The sequence below is a fragment of the Pseudoalteromonas sp. NEC-BIFX-2020_002 genome (assembly GCF_013002825.1).
Taxonomy (GTDB): Bacteria; Pseudomonadota; Gammaproteobacteria; order Enterobacterales; family Alteromonadaceae; genus Pseudoalteromonas; species Pseudoalteromonas neustonica.
Genome location: NZ_JABEPJ010000002.1, coordinates 1 through 25,723, shown reverse-complemented (window position 1 = coordinate 25,723; position 25,723 = coordinate 1). Strand labels below are relative to the sequence as shown.

The window sequence follows — 25,723 nt, the reverse complement described above, 5'->3', positions numbered from 1 at the left end:
GGGTGATAAAATAGCCCCTTTATTGAACGTATTTTAATCATACAAAGTCAACTGCTTCTATACTGTTACCTTTAAGTTACCATTACTTTGTTAGTGTAGCGCTAAATATTTGGAGACAACAATGGGTACTATTAAAATGAATTTAGCAACGAGTGTTTTTGCTCTCAGCTGTATGCTGTCTGGCTGCGGTGATACGCCATCACAAGCATCTGAAAAACAAACCGATAACAATAATTCTAACGCGCATGTGGCGACTAAAGTTCTTTATAATGCGGATGTGTATACGGTTAACGGTCAACAACCGTGGGCACAGGCAGTCGCTTTGCAGGATAACAAAATAGTATTTGTTGGCTCTAACGATGACGTTCAAGATTTTATTGGGGCAACTACAAGCGTGCTCAATTTAGAAGGTAAAATGGTGCTGCCAGGGTTTCACGATGTGCATATGCACCCACTAGAATCTGCTTCTACAGCGACGCAATTTAGTATCCCGAGTTATGCTACAGCCAATGAGTACATTGATGCTATTTATAATGCCTCGGTACAAAATCCAGATGCGACATGGCTAATAGGTTATGGGCATGAAATAGCGACTTTACTCGCTATGCGTGACTCGCCACTTTCTGTAATAAATGAAGCCGTTAAAGATAGACCTGTGATCATCATGGAACAAACATCGCACTCTATGTGGGTCAATAGTAAAGCACTTGAACTGGCAGGAATTACGAGCCAAAGTAAAGATCCAATAGGTGGGGTGATTGGTCGCGATGAAGAAGGCTACCTTGACGGTATTTTATATGATAACGCAGGTAATCAGGTGATGGAGCTTGCTATGCAGTCTTTACCAGATGCACAGCAACAAGATTACTTAGGGTTAATTGAATACACTATGCCCGAACTGAACAAGGCAGGCATAACGTCAATCAGCGATGCGCGTACGTATTGGCAGCGCGGGCACATAGAAACGTGGCAACGGGTTGCTGACGAAGATAAATTAAGTTTACGAGTTAATTTAGGGTTGTGGGCATATCCGCAAATGAATGACGAAAAACAAATTGCTAAGCTAAAAAGCTTGTACCAGTCAGACCAAAATAGCTTGTTAAAAGTAAACCAAGTAAAGTTTTATATGGATGGTATTTTAGTTAATACGACCGCCGCAATGCATGAACCTTATGCCATTAATTGGCTCGATTTATATGGTAATAAAGGGCTTAATTACTTTTCTCAAGCGCGTATTGAAAAGTATCTGACAGCACTGGAAAACCAAGGGTTTGATTTTAATATCCATGCCATTGGTGATAGAGGGATCAGCGAAGCGCTCAATGCGATAGGTAATGCGTCTCTGGGTAAATCTCGTCACCGAATTACCCATTTAGAAGTCATAGACCCTGATGACTATAAACGCTTTGCACAGCTTAATGTAATTGCTGATGCGCAAGTTGCGGGAGAGTTTACTAACCCGGCGCATTGGCCTGAAGTCGCTGAGTTTATTGGCACCGAGCGAGCGCAAGATTTAGTACCAATAAAAAGCCTGGTAACGGCAGGAGCAAGGCTAACACTTAGTAGTGATTGGAATGTCAGTACGTTTGATCCTTTAGTAGGGTTAATGCATGCAGTTACCCGTGCACCACAGGCAATTACTTTAGAGCAAGCCATTGCAGCGTACACCATTAATAGTGCGTATGCGATGCGACAAGATGATTTAGTAGGCAGTATTGAAGTGGGTAAACACGCTGATCTCGTCGTACTTGATAAAAACCTATTCAACATTAAACCAGACGAAATTACATCGGTGAAGGTGATGATGACATTGCTAGACGGTGAGCAAGTCTATAAACGTTAATAATTTAATCATTGAAAGTAGCCGTTTTAAATTCGAGTGAATAGCAGTGGCATTCACTCGAGTTTAAAGTTATTACAGTTAGTCACCTCTTAAACCGGCATCTTTCATAAGGTTTTCAAGCTCATCTTGTAATTCAAACAGTTCAGGTTCTATTTGCTCTAGTTCACAGTCATTTTTAAGCGAAGTTTCAATAGTTTCTGAAAGAGCCTTTAACTTTGGCACTCCCGTATAACAACACGCACCATGAAATTTATGAATAATACTTAAAACATGCTCACAATCTTGGCTAGTGGTGGCCTCATCAAGTAGGCGCAATGTTTCTGGCACACTCAGTAGTAACATGTTGAGCATTTCAAGGGCGAGCTCATTTTTACTTCCGGCACGTTGCAATGCCAATGGCCAATCTAGCGATGTGCTAACAAAAGGAGGCTCAATGTATGCTTGGATATTCCGATTTTTGTCACGTTTAAGAGGCGATTGTGGACTATGATCACTAATAATTTGTTTTAGCATATCCTCATCAATTGGCTTGGTTAAATAGCCTTTAAAACCGTCTTTAATGAGTTGTTCTTTTTCACCAGCAAGCGCATGGGCGGTGACAGCAATAATAGGCGTGTCTTCATTTAATGAGGATTCTAAAATTAATTTGCAGGCAGTAATACCATCCATTATGGGCATTTGAATGTCCATAAAAATAATATCGTATTTATTGCTCTTACAAATGCTATAAGCTTGGGATCCGTTATGAGCGGTATCTATGTGCTCTATTTGCTCTTCAAGTAATGTGCAAATGAGTTTTAAATTAGCATCGTTGTCATCAACCACAAGGACTTTAAGCGGCAGTAGCTTTTCGGTGTTTTCTTCAATGTTATGAACAGGGTGATCAAGTCGATACGGTGCTGCAAGTACTTCACATAATTTGCGATGGTTGAGTGGTTTACTAAGGCATGCATCTGCACCGCAGCCTATATAGGCTTCTCGCATATTATGAGAGACGGTATTGAGCATTAAATATAAGTAATCGGTAGAGTCTCTAGCGGCTTTAATATAGCCTTTTAAACGCTGCATTTCATCGACTGCAGCAACATGGCCGATAATACAAATATCGTAATTAAACTCTTTGTTTATCTCTGCTAAAAAGCTTTCTTCTGTAAAGCAGCCCGTCACTTGAGTTTGCCATTCATTTAATAATGACAATACAGCATGGTGAGTATGCTCATGCGGCTCAAGATATAAAATGCGTTTGTTAGCAAGTGATTTACTCGGTAAATCACTATTGTAACTATGATTAGGGATTCTAAATACACCATTAAAGGTAAAGCACGTACCTTGGCCCGGCGCTGAATTGAGGGTTATTCGACCGCCCATCGCTTCAACGATATGCTTAGTAATAATCAAACCTAAACCAGTACCCCCAAACTTACGTGTAATGCTTGAATCCGCTTGGCCAAAAGGGGTAAACAATGCATCTTGCTTATCCATTGGAATGCCAACGCCCGTATCAGTAACTGAAACTAAAACAGAGGCGCGCTCTTCATCAAGCAGTCGATGGCCTATATCAATTTTGATTGCGCCTTTTTCAGTAAACTTAATGGCGTTGCTGATCAAATTGATTAACACTTGCTTAAAGCGAGTTGGGTCACCGGTAATGTTATCAGGTACTTGTGAATTAATATAAATCGATAGTTCGAGCTGTTTTTCATCAGCACTTGGGGCTAGTAAAGTGAGCACTTCGTTAACGTTATCGCGTAGCTGGAATTGAATTGATTCAAGTTCCATTGCACCAGCTTCTAATTTAGAAAAATCTAAAATATCACTAATGATAGTCATTAAACTATTGGCTGATAACTCAATGGTATCGAGGTAATCTTTTTGATGTTTATTAAGCGGTGTTTTATGTAACTGCCGAGTAAAACCAATTACACCGTTAAGAGGCGTTCGTAATTCATGACTCATTTTTGCTAAAAAGTCAGATTTAACACGGTTAGCGTCTTGCGCATCTGTTTTGGCAATGCTGAGTTGAATATTTTGTGTTTCATAAAGCTCTAATGATTCACGTAAATCGCTGGTGGCTTGGTCAATGTGTTTTTGCATCTCATCTTTTTGACCCACCATGGTATCTGAAATTGTATTTAGGCCTTGGCGTAATAATTCAAATTCGCCAACCATAGGCTGCACTAAACCAGTGTCTCTTTTACCTTCTATTAGTTTATCTGTTGCTAAAACAAGCCTGTTTAAAGGCGTCATAAACATATGACTTAAACGAATCGCCAATATCGCAGCAAGTACTAAAGCCAGAATAATAATAATACCGGTAACTAATAACGCGCGTTGTTGGCCAATAATGGCCTGACTTTTATTTAGTTGTACCACAACCGTGCCAAGCGATGCTTGAAATGCTGCGCTGTCCCATTGTGAATCGGGTGTTGAATGATTAATGATGGGAGTAAAAAAGGTAATAAGGTGATTATTGTCTAAAACTTTTGTTGTTTTGGTATTTTTTAAATTTTCGTCATGCATAAGATCATCAAAGTCACGATGATAGTTACTTGTTAGCACGAGTTCATTGCGTTCATCAAAAATGGCAATGGTCTTAATTGAAGGGGAGTGTTTATTATGAGCATGACTGATCAAACGGTTTAGCAGTTGTTTGTTTTTTGCCAATAGGGGTTGTTCAATTGCAATTGAAAGAGGCTCAGAAATAGTGCTGCCTTGCTGATATAAAATTTCATCAAGCTCAATGTAACGATTTATTGTAAAATAGCCGCCAAGTAACAACCCAATAAGCACTGTGGGAATAAGTGTTAGCGTTAAAACTGAGTCGCGCAAACCAAGTTTAGTCATAAGTGAACGTTGTTATCATTATTAGTTAGTTAAAGAGTATATACTTATAAGCTAGTAATCAATCACTCACGTAGAATCAATATTTAAGGTGTTGCCCGATGGCGCAGTTTTTCCAAGCAAAAAAGAAAACCCTCACGCAAGAGTCATTAACATTGGCTATCACAGGCATGGATCATCAGGGGCGAGGGGTCGCAAAGCACCATAACAAAGTGTGTTTTGTAAATGGAGCACTGCCGGGCGAAACCGTTAAAGTTAAACTAACAGAAGATAAAGCCCGCTACAGCGCGGCAAATACGATCAAAGTCATTAGCGCCAGTGAATCACGAGAAAAACCTTTTTGTGAGCATTACCAACAGTGTGGCGGATGTCAGTTGCAACACTTACGCCTTGATCAACAATTAGTTGAAAAGCAAGTTGCTGTGAGCCAGTTGTTTACAAAGTTTGCCAAGTTAGATGGCATGAATTGGCAAGTGCCTTTACTTAGCGCGCCAACGCATTACCGTCGCAGTGCACGCTTAGCTGTTATGTACGACAAAACAGCGAAGAAAATGCGCGTTGGTTACCGTGCTCAAGGCTCAAAGCAAATCGTGTCGGTTAAACAATGTGAAGTGTTAAGCGATGTGTACCGCGATATTTTTAGTGTTTTTGATAAAGTACTAAATCAAAATGGCGAGCTTAGAAGTGTGAGCCATATTCAATTATGCCAAGCTGACAAACATAATTTTGTTGTACTTCGCCATACAAAAAACATTAGTGAGGCGTTAAAAAATACAATTGTAGAACTTGGTTTGGTGCATAAGTGGCGTGTTATTTTTCAAGGTGAAAGCCAACATATTGAGCATAGCCATTTACCTATGCCATTTTATCATTTACCTGAATTAGACTTAAAATTTGAGTTTGGCCTTGATAACTTTATTCAGGTTAACGCGCAAGTAAATCAGGCTATGCTATTGCAAGCCGTAAAATGGCTTGATTTAAAAGGCACAGAGCAGGTTTTAGATTTGTTTTGCGGCATTGGAAATTTCTCATTGGCGATTGCAAACTACGCAAAAAGTGTGATTGGTGTAGAAGGTGTTTCATCGGCGGTTGCAATAGCGGCGCAAAATGCGCAAACTAACCAAATTACAAATGCTCAATTTCATTGTTTTGATTTAACTCAGGCAATGCAACAAGCGCCGTGGTTTAGTAAAGACTTAGATATATTGGTGCTTGACCCTTCTCGTACCGGTGCTATGGCTATTTTAGAGCAACTGCCACTTAAGCAGTTTAAAACAATCTTATATGTGTCTTGCGATCCTGTTACTTTAGCCCGTGACAGCGCGATTATTACGCAAGCGGCATTTTCACTCGAAAAAATAGGGCTAATGAATATGTTCCCGCACACAGGGCATATTGAAACAATGGCGTTATTTCAAAGGAGGTAGAGCGCATTATGGTAGCTACTCGGCAATCACATCAACACGATACACAGGGTGATTTTAATACACGACTTGATTTACTTAATTTAACGCAAGAAAAACGCGACCAGTTAAATAAAGCAAATACCCTTTGTGCAGAGCTTCAAAATCATCACCAGCAAAATATGGCCATGGAAATGGTTGAAATTTTAGTGGAGATGAACCTCGATTCAGACACGCTAGTAACGGCCTATATTACACCGTGTTTTTTAGCTAACCTCATTGAAATAGACACCATTAGTGAAGTAATGGGCAGTCATGTAGCTTCACTGCTAACGGGGGTTTCGCAAATGGCGACCATTAGCACTTTGGCGCATCAAGGAACTGGGACAGTACAAGTTGATAAAATACGGCGTATGTTATTGGCGATGGTTGAAGACGTACGTGCCGTTGTAATTAAGCTTGCTGAGCAGGTGTGCTATTTGCGTGAAGTTAAAAACGCCACTGAAGAAGAGCGTGTTATTGCCGCAAAAGCCACGGCTGATATTTTTGCGCCGCTAGCGAACAGGTTAGGAATAGGTCAACTTAAGTGGGAGCTTGAAGATCTTTCATTTCGCTACCTACACCCAGATTTATACAAGAGCATTGCCAAGCAATTAGACGATAAGCGCCTTGGCCGTGAAGCGTATATGGCTGATATGGTCGAGCAGGTAAAAACAAAGCTAGAGCAAGTGGGTATCAAGGCTGAAGTATATGGTCGGCCAAAACATATTTACAGCATCTACAAAAAAATGGCGCAAAAGAACTACGAGTTTGACCAGCTGTTTGATATTCGCGCAATGCGAATTGTTGTTGATGAATTACAAGATTGTTACGGTGCACTTGGTATTGTGCACACTAATTGGCGTCATCTTAATAAAGAATTTGATGACTATGTAGCAACACCAAAACAAAATGGTTACCAGTCAATTCATACCGTGGTGTTTGGCCCTGAAGGTAAAACGGTTGAAATTCAAATTCGTACCCATGCCATGCATCAAGATGCTGAGCTAGGAGTTGCCGCTCACTGGATGTATAAAGAAGGTGCATTGCCTGGGCGTGGCTCTGGCTATGAGCAAAAAATTAGCTGGTTACGTAAATTATTGCAATGGCAAGAAGAAGTCGTTGATGGCAGTGACCTAGCGGATGAGCTAAAAAATCAAGTGGTCGAAGATCGCGTGTATATATTTACACCGCGTGGCGATATTTTTGATTTACCACTGGGCGCGACCCCTTTAGATTTTGCATATTACATTCATTCAAATGTGGGGCATCGTTGTATTGGTGCAAAAGTATTTGGCAAAATAGTGCCATTCACTCATCAATTACACACCGGTGATCAGGTTGAAATATTAACTCAAAAACAACCTAACCCCAGCCGAGACTGGTTAAACCCATCGTTAGGTTATATTAAATCATCGCGTGCAAGAGCAAAAATACACCATTGGTTTAAGCAGCTCGATCGCGATAAAAACCTCAGTGCAGGTAAAGAAATTCTCGATAATGAATTGCAAAAGCTTGATTTAAACTACAAACATCTTGAACCGGCAATTAAGCGCTTTAATTTTAAAGAGTTAGATGACTTAATGGTCGCGATTGGCGCAGGCGATGTGCGTTTAAATCAATTACTTAATTTTATTACCGACAGAACCGATGATGAACCCGTTATTCGGTTTAAAACGCCTAGTAAAGTTAGCGGTGACAAAAATGGGATCGTGGTTGACGGTGTCGGCAGCTTAATGAGTCATATGGCCAAATGTTGCCGCCCAGTTCCTGGTGATCAAATTATTGGTTATATAACACAAGGGCGTGGCATTGGTGTTCATCGTGATGACTGTGATTCGTTCACCAATTTAAAAACACAGCATCCAGAGCGCGTCATAGCTGTAAGTTGGTCAGATGAAATTCATGGCTCTTACGCATTAGCAATTAAGATAGAAGCCAGCGATAGAGCAGGGCTTATTCGTGATATTAGCTCTGTGTTAGCGAATGAAAAAGTTAACGTGCTGAGTATGAACATGGAAATGGTCGATGCGCGTCAACTAGCGCTCTTTACCATGCAAGTGGAAGTGCATGATCTGTCCAGTACTAACAGGCTTTTATCAAAGTTAGATCAAATCGAAGGTGTACATGAAACCAAGCGCAGTCACTAATATCACAACTAGGAAATTAAATGAGCCAAACAACTAGTACCTCAACAAATGCTTTAACTGAGCTATTAGCTATTATGGCCAAATTACGTGATCCTAAAACAGGCTGTCCGTGGGATATAAAGCAAGACTTTAAATCAATTGTGCCACATACCTTAGAAGAGGCTTATGAAGTGGCTGATTGCATCGAAAAAGGTGATTTAGGTGAGCTTAAAAGTGAACTCGGCGATTTACTTTTCCAAGTGGTTTTTTATGCGCAATTAGCACAAGAGCAAGGTCTGTTTGATTTTAGTGATGTAATGGCTGGATTAAATGACAAGTTGGTTCGTCGTCACCCTCATGTATTTACTGAGCAACAAGCATTAACCGATGAACAACTCAGTGAGCAGTGGCAAGTAATTAAAGCCCAAGAGCGCGCCATAAAAACAACCCCACAAAGCGCATCAATTTGGCAAGATATTCCGGCAAATTTACCGAGTTTAAGCAAAGCCAAAAAGATTCAAGAGCGTGTTTCAGGGTTAGGCTTCGATTGGCCAAATTATCATGGTGCGTTAGATAAGGTAATCGAAGAAGTGGATGAAGTAAAAGAAGCATTAGCGGTTGATCCACTTTCTGCGCACAGTGCTGAAGAAGTTGGCGACTTACTTTTTGCCACCGTCAATGTTGCGCGGCATATCAAGCGTGATCCCGAGCAATTGTTACGCAGCGCGAATGATAAATTTTCAGCGCGATTTGAAAAAGTGCAAACTTATTTGCACCAACGTGGGCAGTCGCTTGATACAGCAAGCCTTGTTGAAATGGACGCCGCGTGGGATGCAATAAAAAAGCAGAAGTAAATAATACGAAACTCCGAGTGCGTTTTTTGTGCAGGGAAATACTAACTTTCACTGGATTGATGGCAGTGCCTTTGCTATAATTTCGCCCCGTCTTGATCATATTCCAAAATCACTTGTTTGGGTATTATATTCCTTTTAATTCCTGATATTCTAGGGTTCGCATGAGTACAAAATTTATCTTCGTTACTGGCGGAGTTGTTTCTTCGTTGGGTAAAGGTATTGCAGCAGCATCGTTGGCAGCTATTTTAGAAGCCCGTGGTTTAAATGTAACCATTTTAAAGCTGGATCCTTACATCAACGTTGACCCAGGCACAATGAGCCCAATTCAACATGGTGAAGTATTTGTCACCGAAGACGGTGCTGAAACTGACCTTGATTTAGGTCACTATGAGCGTTTTATCCGTACCAAAATGACAAGCCGTAACAACTTCACACAAGGCCGTGTATATGAAGATGTACTACGTCGTGAACGTCGTGGCGAGTACCTTGGTGCAACAATTCAGGTTATTCCACATATAACTAACGACATTAAGCAACGTGTATATGACGGTGCTGTAGGCCATGATGTGGCTATCGTTGAAATTGGTGGAACCGTAGGTGATATTGAATCACAACCATTTTTAGAAGCAATTCGTCAGCTTGGCACAGAGATTGGCCGTGAGCGCGCATTGTTTATTCACTTAACGTTAGTGCCATTCTTAGGCCCTGCGGGAGAAGTGAAAACAAAACCTACACAGCACTCAGTTAAAGAGTTACGCTCAATTGGTATTCAACCAGATATTCTTATCTGTCGTTCAGATCGTAAATTACCAAACAATGAACGTGCAAAGATTGCTCTTTTCACTAACGTTGAAGAAAAAGCGGTTATTTCATTACCAGATGTAGACAGCATTTATAAAATTCCTGCGCTATTAAAGTCGCAAGAGCTTGATAACTTTGTATGTCGTCGCTTCCACCTTGATTGCCCTGAAGCTGATTTAGTTGAATGGGAACAAGTGTTATACCAAGAGTCTAACCCAACAGGTGAAGTGACTATTGGCATGGTTGGTAAATATATTGAACTCCCTGATGCATACAAATCAGTTAACGAAGCACTTAAACATGCTGGCCTTAAAAACCGCTTAACTGTAAATATTCAATACGTTGATTCACAAGATGTTGAAAGCAAAGGAACAGAGTTACTTGCTAACCTTGATGCAATCTTAGTCCCTGGTGGCTTTGGTAGTCGTGGTGTTGAAGGTAAAATTTTAGCGGCAAAATATGCCCGTGAAAATAAAGTACCTTACCTTGGTATCTGTTTAGGTATGCAAGTTGCGCTTATCGAGTACGCACGTAATGTAGCAGGCCTTGAAGACGCAAACTCAACAGAGTTTAATGCTAATTCAGCAAGCCCTGTTGTAGGTTTAATCACTGAGTGGTTAGATGCAGAAGGTAACGTTGAAACACGTAGCGAAAAATCTGATTTAGGTGGCACTATGCGTTTAGGCGCACAAAAATGTCATTTAACACCTGGCTCTAAAGTACATGAAGTGTATGGCAGTGATGAAATTGTAGAACGTCATCGTCACCGTTATGAAGTTAACAACAACTTTGTTGAAAAACTTGAGCAAGCAGGTTTGAGCTTTACTGGCTTATCAGAAGATAAGAAATTAGTAGAGATCATCGAAAACAAAGATCACCCGTGGTTTATTGCGGCTCAATTCCATCCGGAATTTACCTCAACACCTCGCGATGGTCACCCGCTATTTGAAGGGTTTGTGGCCGCAGCACACGCCTATCAAAAAGCGTCGTCGTAATAATTATTAAGCCGTGCTAGTTGCACGGCTTTTTTGTTTTAAAACCGACTGCGTTAAGGAAAATTAATAAAGTCGGAATATGCTCACCATTTTGGGAAAAGAGGAATCAAGATGTCAAATATCGTAAAAGTGATCGGTCGCGAAATTATGGATTCGCGTGGTAACCCAACTGTAGAAGCGGATGTACATCTAGCTGACGGTTCATGGGGTCGCGCAGCTGCACCATCAGGTGCATCAACAGGTACACGCGAAGCATTGGAATTACGTGATGGTGATAAAGCACGTTATCTAGGTAAAGGCGTATTAAAGGCTGTTGGTTTTATTAATAATGAAATCGCAGGCGCATTAGCAGGGCAAAACGCATTAGAGCAAAGCACTGTTGACCAAGTAATGCTAGATTTAGATGGCACTGAAAATAAAGAAAAATTAGGTGCAAATGCAATCTTAGCTGTGTCATTAGCAACTGCAAAAGCGGCTGCACAATCTAAAAAAGTAGAGCTTTATGAGCACATTGCTGATCTAAACGGCACGCCTGGTGTGTACTCTATGCCATTACCAATGATGAATATCATCAACGGTGGTGAGCACGCTGATAACTCGGTAGATATTCAAGAGTTCATGGTTCAACCTGTTGGCGCTACTAACTTCCGCGAAGCACTTCGTATGGGCGCTGAAATATTCCATAGCCTTGCAAAAGTACTTAAAGCTGATGGTCACTCTACAGCTGTGGGTGATGAAGGTGGTTTTGCACCTAACCTTGCTTCAAACGAAGCTGCACTTGCGGCAATTAAAGTTGCAGTTGCAAATGCAGGTTATGAGTTAGGTAAAGACGTAACACTTGCGCTAGATTGTGCTGCATCTGAGTTTTATGACAAAGAAGCAAACATCTACGACCTTAAAGGTGAAGGTAAGCAGTTCACGTCTGAAGAATTTAACTTCTTCTTAAAAGACCTTACAGAACAATATCCAATCGTATCCATTGAAGATGGTCTTGATGAATCTGATTGGGACGGCTTTGCGCATCAAACTAAACTAATGGGTGATAAAATCCAATTAGTGGGCGACGATTTATTTGTTACAAACACGAAAATCTTAAAGCGTGGTATTGATAACGGTATTGCTAACTCAATCTTAATCAAATTTAACCAAATTGGTTCACTAACTGAAACGTTAGCGGCAATCAAAATGGCTAAAGATGCTGGTTTTACAGTTGTTATATCACACCGCTCTGGTGAAACAGAAGATTCTACAATTGCAGATCTAGCTGTTGGTACTGCTGCAGGCCAAATTAAAACGGGTTCATTAAGCCGTTCTGATCGTGTTGCTAAGTACAACCAACTTCTTCGTATTGAAGAGCAGTTAGGCGCTAAAGCACCGTACAACGGTCTTAAAGAGGTTAAAGGTCAGTAACTCTTTTATTAGAATCTGATTTTTACTCTTAGAAAATCCTCGCTTCGGTGAGGATTTTTTTGTTAAACCTTAATTTTCGCAGCATAAAGCCCCACCGATATAAATTATTCTGACACCCGTAGGAACCCGCTTTAGCCGTGGTTATTAAACGAGTTTTAAATAGAAAAATTATTAAACATGCGTAGAAGGCACAAGTTTACCTCGCGCATTATTTAAAGGTATTTTAAAGCTGAAACTGCTGTTTTAAAATCTCACCGGTAAAACTGGTTTTCAAGTAAAAACCACGAGGTAGGGTTTTTATAATTTGCCCATTTGGCCCGATGGCATCTGTAACAATGCGACTATTCGCCGCTTTTGGGCGAATTTGCATAGCATCCCCTAAGTGCCCCGATATTTCATCAACGCGTCCTAATGCGATGAGCTCCATTTGTTCTTCCCAATCGCGTTGTAGTTGCGCGTCTTGAATAGCACTTGGTTGCCATAAAAAGCCACTGCCGATGGTTCTATCAAATGGAGTTATTTCTCGCTCACCTAAAATGGGTAGCCATAGCACATGAGCCAGTTTTTTACGTACATTGCTTTGTTGCCACGTCATGCCTGTGACATTTAAAAGAGGGGTAACCGAAACAAAAGTGGTTTCAAGTGGCTTACCTTTAAATGAAATAGGTAATGTTTTGAGTTCTATTCCAAGATCCTCAAAATCAGGCACTGGTTTTGAGCCCGCAGTAGCCCCTAATACATACTCAATTAACTGCCCAGCCCAGCCTTTTTCGCGTAATAAGTCTTCGGGGGTTTTAAATTGATATTGTTGTGCTAACTGGCCTAACGTCATACCGGCAATATTATTAACACGTCGCATTAATTCATTGATTGAATGTGGCTTTATTACTCGCATAACCGCTTTATTCTATTGTATAAACTCATCGGTCATGATAGCAAAAGTGACTAACCGTGGATATCTTTGGTTTTGTGTGTTTTTTGTACCGGTGTGGTTTGGCGTGTTTTTGAACGTTTTTTATTGCGGGTTTTAAAGTTTAATATACTGAATTTTATAGCTTTTATACTAATTGCCTATAGGTGGCACGTTGTGTTCTGAATAGTTGCGGGGATAAATACAGAACTATAAACAATGTTATCCACAGAATCTGTGGAAAAGGCTGTGTTTTAGATCATTCATTGTGGACTTGTTTGCTAAATGAGCTGCATAAACTAAAGTTATGCACAAGCTGTGGGTAAGGTGCGTAAAAGGTGTATACCTCGCTTTCTCAAAATAGGAGGTTTGAGGTAACGGGTTGATTGTAAATCATCGTGTACCTATACCAAAGCCACCTCAAGATACAGTTTCAGTTGGAATTAAAAGTGATTTAGACAAGGCATTGATTGCAAATAATGGTTGCTCCCTTGTTAAAATCAATAACGCAGTATAAATCGCTTTTAAACCAACCCGTAAGACGTTTCACTGAAACTAACTCCCTATGTTGTTATTTTTTAAAAGAGAATACCCTTATTGTAAAGTAACACCTTGATACTCAGTCCCTATGGAATGCTCAATTCTACGTCTTGAAGTGACTTGGGTATAATAGTGTTTGCCGTATTGCAGCTAATGTGGAACAATCATTAAAAATCGACTTACAAATGAGGCACTAAGGTGATTGATGCCGAAGGTTTTCGTGCCAATGTCGGAATTGTAATTTGCAATAATCAAGGACAAGTCTTTTGGGCTCGACGTTATGGTCAACATTCTTGGCAATTTCCGCAAGGAGGTGTCGACAGTGGTGAAACGCCAGAGCAGACCATGTTCCGTGAATTACACGAAGAAGTCGGCTTGCGTCCGGAAGATGTAGAAATTGTCGCAAGTTCAAAACATTGGTTACGTTATAAATTACCCAAGCGTTTGATACGCCGCGACTCAAGTCCGGTGTGTATTGGGCAAAAACAAAAATGGTTCTTACTGAAACTTCGCTGTAAAGACGAAGATGTAGACTTACTTAAAACACATCACCCTGAGTTTGATGATTGGCGCTGGGTGAGTTATTGGTACCCAGTTAGGCAAGTGGTGTCTTTTAAACGGGATGTTTATAGGCGAGTAATGAAAGAGTTTGCTCCATTTGCAATGCCATTTAACAAGCGTGAACAAACCAAAGACACGTGGCGTCATAAAAGGTAAAAATATAAAGGAGCAGTATTATGCTGGCTACACTCAGAGCTATTGCCGAATCTGTCTCGCATCAAGCGAGTTTAGAGAGTGCATTAGCATGTTTTGTCGAAATGGTGAAAGATGCCATGAATACCCAGTGCTGCTCCATTTATTTTGCTGATTACAGTCAAGATAACTTTGTACTAATGGCTACTCGTGGGCTCAATCCCAAAGCTGTTGGTAAGTTTAGAATTGGCTTCACAGAAGGTTTAGTTGGCCTAGTTGCGCAACGTGAAGAGCCTATTAATATTGCATTTGCTAAATCGCATCCTCGCTTTAAGCTCTCCCCAGAAGTAAACGAAGAAGGTTATAACGCATTTTTATCAGTGCCTGTTGTACACCAAAAAAAAGTGTTGGGCGTTATCGTGGTGCAGCAAAAAAGTGCGCGGTTATTTAGCCAAGATGAAGAATCGTTTTTAATTACTTTATCAGCTCAGCTAGCATCACAATTAGCGCATGCTGAAATTAAAGAAGTACTGCGACAAGATGAATTCTCTCACCAAACGTCGGTATTGAAAGGGGTCTCAGGCGCACCTGGGATTGCTATAGGGCATGCATTTGTTACTTTACCAAAGCTAGACTTTAAATCGATAGAAGTAAAAAAAGACGATAACAGCACAGAGCAACGTCGTTTATTTACCCAAGCGGTTGCGGCAACACGAAAAGAGTTTAATACGCTATCAATGACTTTAAGTGATTCAATTCCTAAAGAAGCACTGGCGGTATTTGATGTTTACCAGCAGTTACTTGATGCAAAAAGCTTAGGGCAAAATGTTGAAGCACAACTGCAAGAAGGTTGGTGTGCTAAAAGTGCGTTAAAAATCGTAATAGAACGACTAATAGCTCAATTTAATGCCATGCAAGACCCTTATATAAAAGAGCGAGCAGTTGACGTTAAAGATATTGGTTTACGGGTTTTACATCATTTAGTTAATACTGAGCATGCAGTAAAAAATTACCCTAAAAATACGGTGTTGATCGCAAACACACTTACGCCAGCAATGCTTGCTGAAGTTCCTAAAGGGCATTTAGCTGGGGTTGTCAGTGTTAATGGCGCAGCCAATAGCCATGCGTCAATTTTAACACGCGCAATGGGGATCCCAGCAATTTGGGGGATTGAAGATTTACCGCTGTTGCAGTTTGACGGCAAGTTGATGATTCTAGATGCTTACGCTGGGCGTTTATATATTTCTCCTTCGCAAATGCTGCAAGATGAATATCGCCAATTAAAGCACCAAGAAAATTTATTAAATGATAAGTTTGTAGCGGAACAAGAATGTGACGCGATCACTTTAGACGGCGAGCACATCAGTCTATTGCTTAATGCAGGGCTTGATCTTAATACCGAAAAAGCAAATACCAAAGTATGTGATGGTGTCGGGTTATATCGAACCGAGGCATGGTTTATGCAAAAAGGCCAGTTTCCATCACAAACGGAACAAGAAAACTGGTATAGAGAAGTGCTCGCCAGTTATCACCCTGAGCCAGTGGTCATGCGTACGCTTGATATAGGCGGTGACAAAGTACTCGATTACTTTGATATCATAGAAGAAAACCCATTTTTAGGCTGGCGGGGAATACGCGTAACGCTCGATCACCCAGAGCTATTTTTAGATCAACTCAAAGCGATGATCAAAGCCAATATAGGCTTAGGTAATTTAAAGATCATGCTGCCAATGATAAGCGGTATTGAAGAGGTAGATGAGTCTTTTGCATTGCTTGAGCAAGCTTACTTTGAGCTGGAAGAGCAGTTTCCAGAACACGTTATTGAACGCCCAGAAATAGGCCTAATGCTAGAAGTTCCCTCCAGTGTTTTTATGTTGCCCGAGTGGTCTAAAAAAGTAGATTTTTGTTCAGTAGGCAGTAATGATTTAACGCAATATTTACTCGCAGTCGATCGTTCTAATGCACGTGTGGCAGAGCTATTTAATCCTTATCACCCCGCCGTTTTAAGAGTGCTGCAAAAAGTGGCGACAGAATGCCAACAATACGAACTCCCATTTAGTTTGTGTGGTGAATTAGGTGGTGAACCTGAGGGGGCAATCCTACTGATTGCAATGGGTTATCGTCGTTTAAGTATGAATAGCTCCTCATTGAGTAAAGTGAAGTGGGTTTTAAGGCGTTTAAAGGTAAGTGATATGGAAATATTACTTGCTGAATGTTTAGCGCAGTCAACAGCTAAACAGGTACTAAGGCTAACACGCAGCTTTATGATTGAGCATAATCTGGCTGAATTATTTTATACCCCTAAAAACCGTTAATATCCCGTGTCATTTTTTGCTGTGAACATGCAATATAATCTATTAGTATATGTATATAACAAATTTATATTTAAGAGTGTACTATGCAGGATTTAGCCATACTGATTATCAGCTGTGCAATATTAGGTAGCATTGTAGGGTTTTTAGCTGGGTTGCTCGGAATTGGTGGCGGGTTAATCATTGTGCCTGTTTTAAGCCTTTTACTTGTTAAATTTAATGTGGCATCGGTTGATCATGTGTTAGTAATCGCAATCGCGACATCCTTAGCCTCTATTTTATTTACTTCGACATCTTCCGCATTAGCGCATCATAAAAATAATAATGTTCCGTGGAATATTGCACCTTGGGTTATGTCAGGTGTAGGGCTAGGCGCATTGATCAGTGGTTTTGCCGCAAGCTATATCCCAGAGCAACTACTGCGCGTAGTGTTTGCAACCAGCGTGGTATTTATAGCAGCGCGTATGGTGCTATCTACTCGTAGTAAAACACAGAGTGAAAAGCCCATGCCAAGCGGTCCTGTTATTGGCTCGTTAAGTGCCATAATGGGCGGACTATCAGGATTAATAGGGATTGGCGGAGGAGCACTTATTGTTCCGTTACTTAATTATTTTTCAGTTGATATTAAAAAAGCAATTGGCTGCGCCGCTGCGTGTGGTATCGTCATAGCCCTATTTGGCTCAGTTGGGTATGTGTCTGCTGGGTGGCAAGTAACCGATTTAGAACATGGTTTTGCAGGTTTTGTTTATTTACCCGCATTATTAGGTATAGTTATTACGTCGTGGTTTATGGCACCAATTGGTGCAAAAGCGACACATTATTTACCCGTTGCAACGATTAAAAAAGCGTTCGCAGTATTATTAGTCATCATCGCACTTCAAATGGTTTTTAGTTAAGGTTTAATTTTTATGGCTCTTGAGTTTCCACAAATCGATCCGATCATTTTCACAGTCGGCCCGTTAAGCGTACGTTGGTACGGTTTAATGTATTTAATAGGTTTTGCTTTTGCAATGTGGTGGGCAAATCGCCAAGCTGCAAAACCAAACTCAGGTTGGACAAAAGAGGAGGTCGGCGACCTACTTTTTTATGGCATGTTAGGGGTTATTCTTGGTGGTCGGATCGGGTATGTACTGTTTTACCAGTTTAGTTACTTTTTAGAAAACCCACTGTATTTATTTAGAATAGATCAGGGTGGCATGTCTTTTCATGGCGGTACATTAGGTGTGATCACCGCGATTTGTATTTTTGCGTGGACCCGTAAAAAGCAGTTACTAGAAGTTGGCGACTTTGTTGCACCTCTTGTGCCTGTCGGCTTATTAGCTGGGCGCATAGGTAACTTTATTAATGGCGAACTCTGGGGACGAACAACCGATGTGCCATGGGCCATGGTGTTCCCAACGGGCGGGCCGCTTGCTCGTCATCCATCGCAGCTTTATGAAGCATTTTTTGAAGGCTTAGTACTGTTTATTATCCTTTACCTATTTACTAAAAAGTCGCGCCCTGCGGGCAGTGTAGGAGGCTTATTTTTATTAGGTTACGGCGTATTCCGCTTTGGTATTGAATACTTTAGAGAGCCTGATGCGCACTTAGGTTTATTTGGCGGGTTTATCTCAATGGGGCAAATATTGTCATTGCCAATGGTCATCGGTGGCCTAGGTTTGATAATATGGGCGTATAAAAAGCCACAGCCAACTGTTGCTAGCAAAGCTTAGGGTCTTTGTGGATTAAAATTTGTTCAAGCTCGGGGCGGTTTAATCGCGACGCGAGGTTTGGGATTGAGTGGATTAAGTAAAAACCGAGCAAAGCTTGTGCGTCCTGCCCACGCCCCTTACCTACATCTATGTAGGCAACAAAGAGTAAATCGGCCCGAGGCAGAACCCAAAGGGCAGCGCCTGTTTGCATTGATGCTGCGTTATTACCTATTTATGGGGAATAACCACACGACATAGGCGCTGCCTTGCTTAAATACCAAACAGGCTGCTGAAAATTCAACCTTGAAAGGTCAACAGACCCTAATAAAAGAAGCGAAGAATGAAACAATATTTAGAGTTATGTCAGCGTATTGTTGACGAAGGTGTGTGGGTTGAAAATAAGCGCACAGGTACACGCTGTTTAACTGTGATTAATGCTGAACTTGAATACGACGTTGCGAATAATAAATTTCCAATGATCACAACGCGTAAAAGCTACTATAAAGCAGCAATAGCAGAGCTTTTAGGTTATTTACGTGGATATAGCAGTGCCGCTCAGTTTCGTGATATTGGGTGTATGACATGGGATGCCAATGCCAATGACAACCAAGCATGGCTAAACAATCCAAATCGCAAAGGTGATGACGACATGGGCCGCGTTTATGGCGTACAGGCCCGTGATTGGAAACGCCCTGACGGTACGCCACTGGATCAGCTTAAAAAAGTGATTGATAACCTTAAAAATGGCATTGATGATAGAGGTGAGATCGTTACCTTTTTCAACCCTGGTGAGTTTGATTTAGGCTGCCTTCGCCCATGTATGCACACGCATACATTCTCGTTGCTGGGTGATACCTTGTATTTAACCTCGTATCAGCGTAGCTGCGATGTACCACTTGGCCTAAACTTTAATCAAATACAATGTTTTGTATTACTCGCTTTAGTTGCACAAATTACTGGCCACAAAGCAGGTAAGGCCTATCATAAAATTGTTAATGCACACATTTATGAAAATCAACTCGAGTTGATGCGTGATGTGCAGCTTAAACGTGAACCGTTTGAATCACCCACATTAACTATTAACCCTGATATTAAATCACTTGAAGACATAGAAACATGGGTTACCCGTGATGACTTTCAAGTGCATGGCTACCAATGCCATGACGCAATTAAATACCCGTTTTCGGTTTAAACGACAAGCGAGTAGTTATTTATAAAAAGTGTCATTGGCACTTTTTATAAATCATCAGTTACATTATAAGCATCCTTTCCTTAACTAAAAATAATCTAATACCAATCGTGTTAAGTTACTGGCCATTAATAACGCAGTTAGCGCTTGATTTAACTCGCTAGAATGGTTAAATATTTAAATCGATTGGTATAAATTATAAGTAATAAGCCTATTGTCGGTTTGAGAGTATAAAGCACTTTTGTACTCTTAAATTAATGTAAAAAAACTGCCAAAACATTGTTTCTATTGAATATTGCTCGTGTTAACGAGCTGGGTAGTGTAACAGCGGTGTTTAAAATTCATTATCAAGCGCTAAATTGAGTTACTAACTTAATCCTATTTCTGGCTGACTATGCCAACTTCCCTCTATTGTTACGTTTTAAGCTTGTTTTTGCTGATAAATGGATGCGTCATAGCAACTTTATTATTATGTTCTTTTTTATCTCATAGTGATAATTGCTGTTTTTGCACCTCACGTATGGTTATTAACATTTTACTAATGTAAATTGGTAAAAAGGTATTGAAATGCCTGTAATTAAAATTTTTAGCTGTTAAAAGGAGTAAACGCTTAGCAAAAAACCATGCAATTGAATGTCATGGAAATTGTATGTTCAACATACAGGAACTTTTATGCACAATACAACTCGTTGCTTTTCTTTTATCGGCCTTTTATGGGTTGGTTTATCAATATCAAGCTGTCATTATCAGCCCAAAAAAAACACTGATAACACTCAACCAAAAATAAGTGCACCAACGAAGGTAACTCCAAAATTTAGTCGCAGTTATGCATCTTTTACTGAAATGAGTAATTTATCTTATTTATATATTCCAACAGATAGCGCTGAATATATACATAAAAATAAGGTCTTGGATGCTTTAATAGGGCCAGCGGCCTTAATGCTAGAAAAAAAAGAGCTTTTTGTACAAAAGCCAATCCAATGGCGATTTTCACTGCAAATCGCATCGGTTAATAAAAAATCTAACTTAATGACCACTTTAGCGTCGTTAAAAAGTAAAGCGCCAAACTTGTTTCAAGGCAGTGTAATTGCCAATGTTGAAACCGCGCTGGTTAAAAATACGAATGTCTATAGGCTTAAGTTTGGAGCCTACAAATACTATAAAAATGCACTCGCGGATTGCCAAACTTTTAAGCACTATCAAGTTGATTGCCTAGTTAGTAACTATACAAATAAACCCTTTGATTATCAGAGTAAATAATAAACGGTCTAGCCTTTATGTAAATAGGCATAATAATTGCTTTGTATTTGTTATGTTTATAGAGGATGGCAATTATGCGCCTTTTATTATGTTTTTTATTGCTGAGCTTAACGGCCTGCAGCTTAACGCCAGAGAAGCCGCCAGCTCGTAGTACAGTAGCACCCAAGTCAGCAATGGCGCCGTTTACTGTTCATCAATATGTTGGTGATTTGAGCGCACAGCTAAGCCATATCAAAGGGCCTTTTAAAAGCTCTGCACGTATAGCGGTGACTAGCTTTTACTTTGCCGATGGGCTTGATTCAGAGCTTGCGCAAGGGCAGGGGGATGGCCTTAGCCAGCAAATACAAGAAAGCCTACTAACGCAATTTACGCAACTAGGCTACAACATCATTGAGTATCGCCTTGAGAATAACCTTAACTTATCGCCCATAGCAGATGGTATGTTAAGTCGCGATATAACCAAACTACGTAAACGTCAGAATATTGACTTTGTGATCACCGGCACGCTAACACGGCAACAACATGCCTATATTGTTAATGCCCGCATGGTCAATACACATGACAGCGCCGTTGTATCAGCAGCAAGTACCGAGATCCCTATTAACGTAATGTGGGGAGATGAAAAAATTCAGCAGCGCGATGGGTTTATCTATCGCAGCGAATACTAATTAGGAGCCCATCATGAAACGCTTAATATTAACTTTATGCTTGCCGCTGGGTTTTGGTTGTTCGCACATAATGAATGACAACGACACCACTGCAAAAAAAGGCCCCCCTCAATTAGCTAATCAAGAGCGCGGCGTTGCAGCGCCCGGCGATAGCAATGCCTTGTATCAAAACACAGCCGTTATGAACGACAACAGCCATATCAATGTACCAACACGTAAGAACATTAATCATTACGTGCGCGGTATAATGCAAGACATGGCTGAAAACCTACAATACGTGAACACCAAAACACCGTTGGCAGTATCCAGCTTTATATTTTTAGATGACGATTACAACGACGGCACATTACTAGGCAATCAGATTGCCGAAAGCTTTATGCACGAACTGCATAACTTTGGCGTGCCAGTTATTGACTTTAAAACCACCGACTATATGCGTGTTACTCCCAATGGCGACTTTGTATTTAGCCGTGATTACTTAGAGCTAAGCCAAGATCAAAACTTTAATTATGTATTAGCTGGCACCATGGTAAATCACCAAGGTGGAGTATTAATTAATGCGCGTATTATTGGTTTAACAAGCAAAGCAGTTGTAGGCTCAGCCCAAGGATTTATTCCGCAATCAGTCGTGGACGCACTCGATAGTAGCTACCGCACAGATGGTGTCATGCTAAAACAAGTGAATAAGTGAGGTTATAATGACAACACTCATCAAGCGTATAGCGTTTATTAGCTCAAGTGTAGCAATACTATTACTTGCAGGTTGTAACCTGTTTGACGGCTCAGCCAAAGCGCAGCCGACACAAAACGACCACTTAGATCAACGGATCAGTCAAGCAGAGGAGAAAGAGGGCGAAGCGTACCAAGACTCAACGCAATTCACACCTCTTAAACACCATAAAACCTTGGTGAACTATGTAGAACAAATAGCCCTTGATTTGGTTGATACCATGCTCACTGATGAAGATATTTCAATCGGAGTCGCGTCGTTTGTAGATTTAGATGCAAATTTAAACAACAGCAGCCAATTAGGCAACCAGTTGTCAGAGAGCTTTATTCACCAATTACAAAAATTTGGTTACGGTGTGGTCGATTTTAAAACCACTGACCATGTTTTAGTAAACAAACGTGGCGATTTTGTTTTTTCACGCGATATTGAAAAGCTAGCCCGCAGACACCTTGCCAGCCATGTACTGTCAGGAACGTTAATCTACCGTGGTAACGGCGTTGAAGTAAACACCCGCATAATCGACGTAAACAGCAAGCGCGTGGTTGCCAGCAGCCAAAAAATTCTACCTTATTTTGTATTAAATAACGCAGATATAAACCTGCAACGAGCAAGTGTTAACTAACTTAATTAAAGAATCAATTTAACTGCTTGATTGTAAATGGGATAAACCGTTATAATTTCTTATCAGCTATCAGCTATCAGCTATCAGCTATCAGCTATCAGCTATCAGCTATCAGCTATCAGCAGCGCAAAGCTAGAATGTGGCCTCTTAGTTAAATGGATATAACGGCCCCCTCCTAAGGGGCAGTTGCAGGTTCGATTCCTGCAGGGGCTACCAATTAAATCAATGGGTTATGAGTTTATTTCTGTTTTTATTTGTTTTTTTGTAGCGCATTTATAGCAGTCTAAATCGAAATTTTCTAATTTCAAAAAAGTTTATTCGCGCGCCAGTTTTCAAAATATCCAAATTACATTTAAGGCAGCTTACCCTAATAGCAAAAGTTAATTAACCGTGATGTATGATCAAGATTTACTCCCTTTATTTCTAGTCTTTCATGCTATTACTATAGAATTTTGGTTGTTAAGTATAAATTGAGTTCTTTAGTCGCGGTGATCTATAACTGTGCTTTAAATGGGTTAGTTGTTTTAAAGTAATAAATTAGGTTTAATAGAAGCAGAATAAACGCTGGACAATGCAGTAATAGCTTGGAAGTGACTGTCACTTTATCACTGTGTTTATTTTGGGCAAGTTCAAAATCCCCAAATCATCAGCAATACCATTTAGTTGCATCTAATGTTATTGCAGTTTCAGTTCGGTACAAATATTAGGGTGTTAGTAAATAAATGGAGGTTTAGTTTGGAAATGAGTGCAGCCTTAAAGTCAGCGAAAGCTCTATATGATATCAGAAGTAATTATAAACAGAATCAACTGTTTGAGCTGTTGAAAAAGGGAGAGCTTTCAATAAATGATTCTGAAGTGAAATATAATAAAATAATTTCTGTGATCATTGTAACTCAAGAGGCATTAGAAAGGGCTAATTGCGAAGAGAAATTTGAAATATTAATGAGCTTCTATATGGCAAGTACAACGTCAAAACTCATTGATGAAGACCCCGATTTTTATCATGAAGCTTTAGCTGCTTTAAGTAACTTATCTTTTCGTGAGCTTACTGTTTTATATCATTTAGATGAATATCAAAAAAAAGTCTCTCATCGTAGCGAGATTAATTATAAACCTGAAGATTATATCGCAGATAAAACTCACATATTGATTGATGATGTTTATGCTCTTTTTCACAGGCTGCTCAGTAGTGGTTTAGTCATTCAATGTCCTTTGATGGGCGGTTACGTCAGGGTATATACATCACCTATCTTTAGCAGAATTCAAAGGTTAATAACCTATGATTATTTTAAATAGCTACGAATTTAGTAACTTACTTTTCTAACTCATCAATATTTTAACTAACAACCTTTTTCATTATTAGTGCGCTAAATAGTATGGGTGGAACTTATAAGGATATGAATTTAAATGAAATTTTGCAAGAAAATTTTAATGCTAACGATGCAATTAAAATTCAAAAATATATCGAAAAGAATGCGAGTTATTATATTTCTGAAGGTGAAAGGTATTCCTTAGATTTCGCCTTTTTCATTGATGTTGCTTCAAGGATGAAAGTAGGTGGTGAATTAGTAATATTAAGTAAATTCATAAAATTATTAGATGCATTTGAAATTAGTGATTCAAGTGAAGAAAAACACAAAAACTACTGCCTTATCGCCAGCTTATTATATCCTCTTACAGAGGTAGATAGTAATTTTGATGAATTATTCGAGTATTATTGCGAAAAAGTAATATTACTTTCTGGTGGTATAGCAAAAGCACTTAAAAATAGACTTATAGAAATATTGCCTAGGCACGGCACTTTTGAGTTGTATGCTAAATATTTATTTTTTAAAAAGCGTTACCATGAGGTTGATGCTGTATGTGAACACGCTAGAGCACAAGAGTGGAGAGGTAATTGGAATAAATGGAAAGGAAAAACGGTTGGAGAGGTCAAATTATCAGTTAAAAAAGCAACTAAAGTGCAAAAAATTGGATTTGATGGTGAGATGGCAGCCATCGTAAAGTTGAAAGGTATGGGGTATGAAGTAGCTAGGTTCGGTAAAGAACGAAAAAATAGTAGTCTAAATCATAAGTTACTCAATATTGTTCCAGATACGCACGTTGGACTTTCGCATATAAATATTTTTAAAAATAACTTGGGTCAAAAAAGGGGGTTAGGTATAAATATTTCGTCTGAAAATTTAGAACAAAATACCTACCCAAAAGAGTTAGACTATACATTTGAGGAGTTTATAGAATTAGCTAAAACTTGCTCATCAAAATATCCTTGTCACTTATACCAAAAAGACAGAAAGCAGGCTCCTTGTAGCTTGGGAAGAAATTTATTTAACCCTATCTATTTAGATGGATTAACCCCGCCCCTTTATACAGGGCACTTTCATAAATGTGCCAGTATTCAAAAGTGCCAAGGAAGGTTTGGCTTGATTTCTGCTTTACAACGAGGAAAAATCGGTAGCCTCAATGTAACTAACCAATTTTTGCAAGATAATATTCGGGTTCATTTATATATTCAAAAGTGCTTCCTAGAACATCAAAATAGTAAAAAAACTCCCAAAGAGATTTTGGATGGTGGGAAAAAATATAAAAAATTAGGGCATCCCGGGAGGTATGATTTTATTGCATACAATTCAGAAGAATGCGTCGCTGTAGAAGTAAAGGCAAACTGTTGTGATTCAATGAAACCGGACACAAATTTAGGTGGTATTATTACCACTCAAACAGAGGTGTTCTATGACAAAACAACGTCGCTCTTTTTCTCAAGAGTTTAAACTTGATTCAGCAAAATTAGTC

Annotated in this window: 19 protein-coding genes and 1 tRNA gene; 18 read left to right on the top strand and 2 right to left on the bottom strand. The window is 39.8% G+C overall.

What is annotated here, in order from left to right; translation table 11 throughout:
• Window positions 1–121 precede the first annotated feature (121 nt).
• Window positions 122–1,843: an amidohydrolase gene (locus HJP15_RS02415; protein ID WP_249365778.1), complete on the top strand. Its 1,722-nt coding sequence runs from the start codon at window positions 122–124 to the stop codon at window positions 1,841–1,843.
• Window positions 1,844–1,921: 78 nt separating this feature from the next.
• On the opposite strand, the gene barA is transcribed toward HJP15_RS02415, so the two are convergent.
• Window positions 1,922–4,687: a two-component sensor histidine kinase BarA gene (gene barA, locus HJP15_RS02410; RefSeq protein ID WP_054453818.1), complete on the bottom strand. Its 2,766-nt coding sequence runs from the start codon at window positions 4,685–4,687 to the stop codon at window positions 1,922–1,924.
• A 98-nt stretch (window positions 4,688–4,785) separates the two neighbouring features.
• Here barA and rlmD point away from each other — a divergent pair, with 98 nt between their 5' ends.
• The 5 genes from rlmD (at window position 4,786) to eno (ending at window position 12,315) form a co-directional block, all read left to right on the top strand.
• A complete protein-coding gene (gene rlmD, locus HJP15_RS02405; protein WP_169327286.1) occupies window positions 4,786–6,111 on the top strand; it encodes a 23S rRNA (uracil(1939)-C(5))-methyltransferase RlmD in 1,326 nt (441 codons plus the stop codon).
• Between the two features lie 8 nt (window positions 6,112–6,119).
• Window positions 6,120–8,276 carry a GTP diphosphokinase gene (gene relA, locus HJP15_RS02400; protein WP_054203398.1) on the top strand — a complete coding sequence of 719 codons (2,157 nt, stop codon included), beginning with the start codon at window positions 6,120–6,122 and terminating at the stop codon, window positions 8,274–8,276.
• 20 nt (window positions 8,277–8,296) lie between these two features.
• Window positions 8,297–9,109 (top strand): nucleoside triphosphate pyrophosphohydrolase, encoded by an 813-nt coding sequence (gene mazG / locus HJP15_RS02395; RefSeq protein WP_064435324.1) that lies wholly within the window; start codon window positions 8,297–8,299, stop codon window positions 9,107–9,109.
• Window positions 9,110–9,270: 161 nt separating this feature from the next.
• Window positions 9,271–10,905 (top strand): CTP synthase, encoded by a 1,635-nt coding sequence (gene pyrG / locus HJP15_RS02390; protein ID WP_054203396.1) that lies wholly within the window; start codon window positions 9,271–9,273, stop codon window positions 10,903–10,905.
• Window positions 10,906–11,016: 111 nt separating this feature from the next.
• Complete coding sequence (gene eno / locus HJP15_RS02385; protein ID WP_054203395.1) at window positions 11,017–12,315, top strand: phosphopyruvate hydratase; 1,299 nt, start codon at window positions 11,017–11,019, stop codon at window positions 12,313–12,315.
• A gap of 223 nt (window positions 12,316–12,538) precedes the next feature.
• Here the strand turns inward: eno and mutH are convergent, their stop codons facing one another.
• Window positions 12,539–13,210: a DNA mismatch repair endonuclease MutH gene (gene mutH, locus HJP15_RS02380; protein ID WP_064435325.1), complete on the bottom strand. Its 672-nt coding sequence runs from the start codon at window positions 13,208–13,210 to the stop codon at window positions 12,539–12,541.
• Between the two features lie 753 nt (window positions 13,211–13,963).
• On the opposite strand from mutH, the gene rppH reads away from it, so the two are divergent.
• The 12 genes from rppH (at window position 13,964) to HJP15_RS02320 (ending at window position 25,701) form a co-directional block, all read left to right on the top strand.
• A complete protein-coding gene (gene rppH / locus HJP15_RS02375; RefSeq protein WP_054203393.1) occupies window positions 13,964–14,482 on the top strand; it encodes an RNA pyrophosphohydrolase in 519 nt (172 codons plus the stop codon).
• A 20-nt stretch (window positions 14,483–14,502) separates the two neighbouring features.
• The gene (ptsP, locus tag HJP15_RS02370; protein WP_054203392.1) at window positions 14,503–16,773 is read left to right on the top strand and encodes a phosphoenolpyruvate--protein phosphotransferase; all 2,271 of its coding nucleotides are present in this window, start codon (window positions 14,503–14,505) and stop codon (window positions 16,771–16,773) included.
• 83 nt (window positions 16,774–16,856) lie between these two features.
• Window positions 16,857–17,666: a sulfite exporter TauE/SafE family protein gene (locus HJP15_RS02365; RefSeq protein ID WP_170172993.1), complete on the top strand. Its 810-nt coding sequence runs from the start codon at window positions 16,857–16,859 to the stop codon at window positions 17,664–17,666.
• A 12-nt stretch (window positions 17,667–17,678) separates the two neighbouring features.
• Window positions 17,679–18,482 carry a prolipoprotein diacylglyceryl transferase gene (gene lgt, locus HJP15_RS02360; protein ID WP_170172992.1) on the top strand — a complete coding sequence of 268 codons (804 nt, stop codon included), beginning with the start codon at window positions 17,679–17,681 and terminating at the stop codon, window positions 18,480–18,482.
• Window positions 18,483–18,801: 319 nt separating this feature from the next.
• Window positions 18,802–19,653: a thymidylate synthase gene (locus HJP15_RS02355; RefSeq protein WP_170172991.1), complete on the top strand. Its 852-nt coding sequence runs from the start codon at window positions 18,802–18,804 to the stop codon at window positions 19,651–19,653.
• Between the two features lie 669 nt (window positions 19,654–20,322).
• The gene (locus HJP15_RS02350) at window positions 20,323–20,910 is read left to right on the top strand and encodes an SPOR domain-containing protein (protein WP_170172990.1); all 588 of its coding nucleotides are present in this window, start codon (window positions 20,323–20,325) and stop codon (window positions 20,908–20,910) included.
• 74 nt (window positions 20,911–20,984) lie between these two features.
• On the top strand, window positions 20,985–21,578 hold the full coding sequence (locus HJP15_RS02345; protein WP_054203387.1) for a FlgO family outer membrane protein: 594 nt from the start codon (window positions 20,985–20,987) through the stop codon (window positions 21,576–21,578).
• 13 nt (window positions 21,579–21,591) lie between these two features.
• Entirely contained in the window at window positions 21,592–22,269 is a 678-nt protein-coding gene (locus HJP15_RS02340; RefSeq protein ID WP_054453835.1) for a FlgO family outer membrane protein, read from the top strand.
• Between the two features lie 7 nt (window positions 22,270–22,276).
• The gene (locus HJP15_RS02335; protein WP_170172989.1) at window positions 22,277–22,930 is read left to right on the top strand and encodes a FlgO family outer membrane protein; all 654 of its coding nucleotides are present in this window, start codon (window positions 22,277–22,279) and stop codon (window positions 22,928–22,930) included.
• A 141-nt stretch (window positions 22,931–23,071) separates the two neighbouring features.
• Window positions 23,072–23,146: transfer RNA gene (locus tag HJP15_RS02330), tRNA-Arg, on the top strand.
• Window positions 23,147–23,665: 519 nt separating this feature from the next.
• Window positions 23,666–24,226 carry a hypothetical protein gene (locus HJP15_RS02325; protein ID WP_170172988.1) on the top strand — a complete coding sequence of 187 codons (561 nt, stop codon included), beginning with the start codon at window positions 23,666–23,668 and terminating at the stop codon, window positions 24,224–24,226.
• Between the two features lie 101 nt (window positions 24,227–24,327).
• Window positions 24,328–25,701, top strand: a complete 1,374-nt coding sequence (locus HJP15_RS02320) for a hypothetical protein (RefSeq protein WP_170172987.1) — start codon at window positions 24,328–24,330, stop codon at window positions 25,699–25,701.
• The last annotated feature ends 22 nt before the right edge of the window (window positions 25,702–25,723 follow it).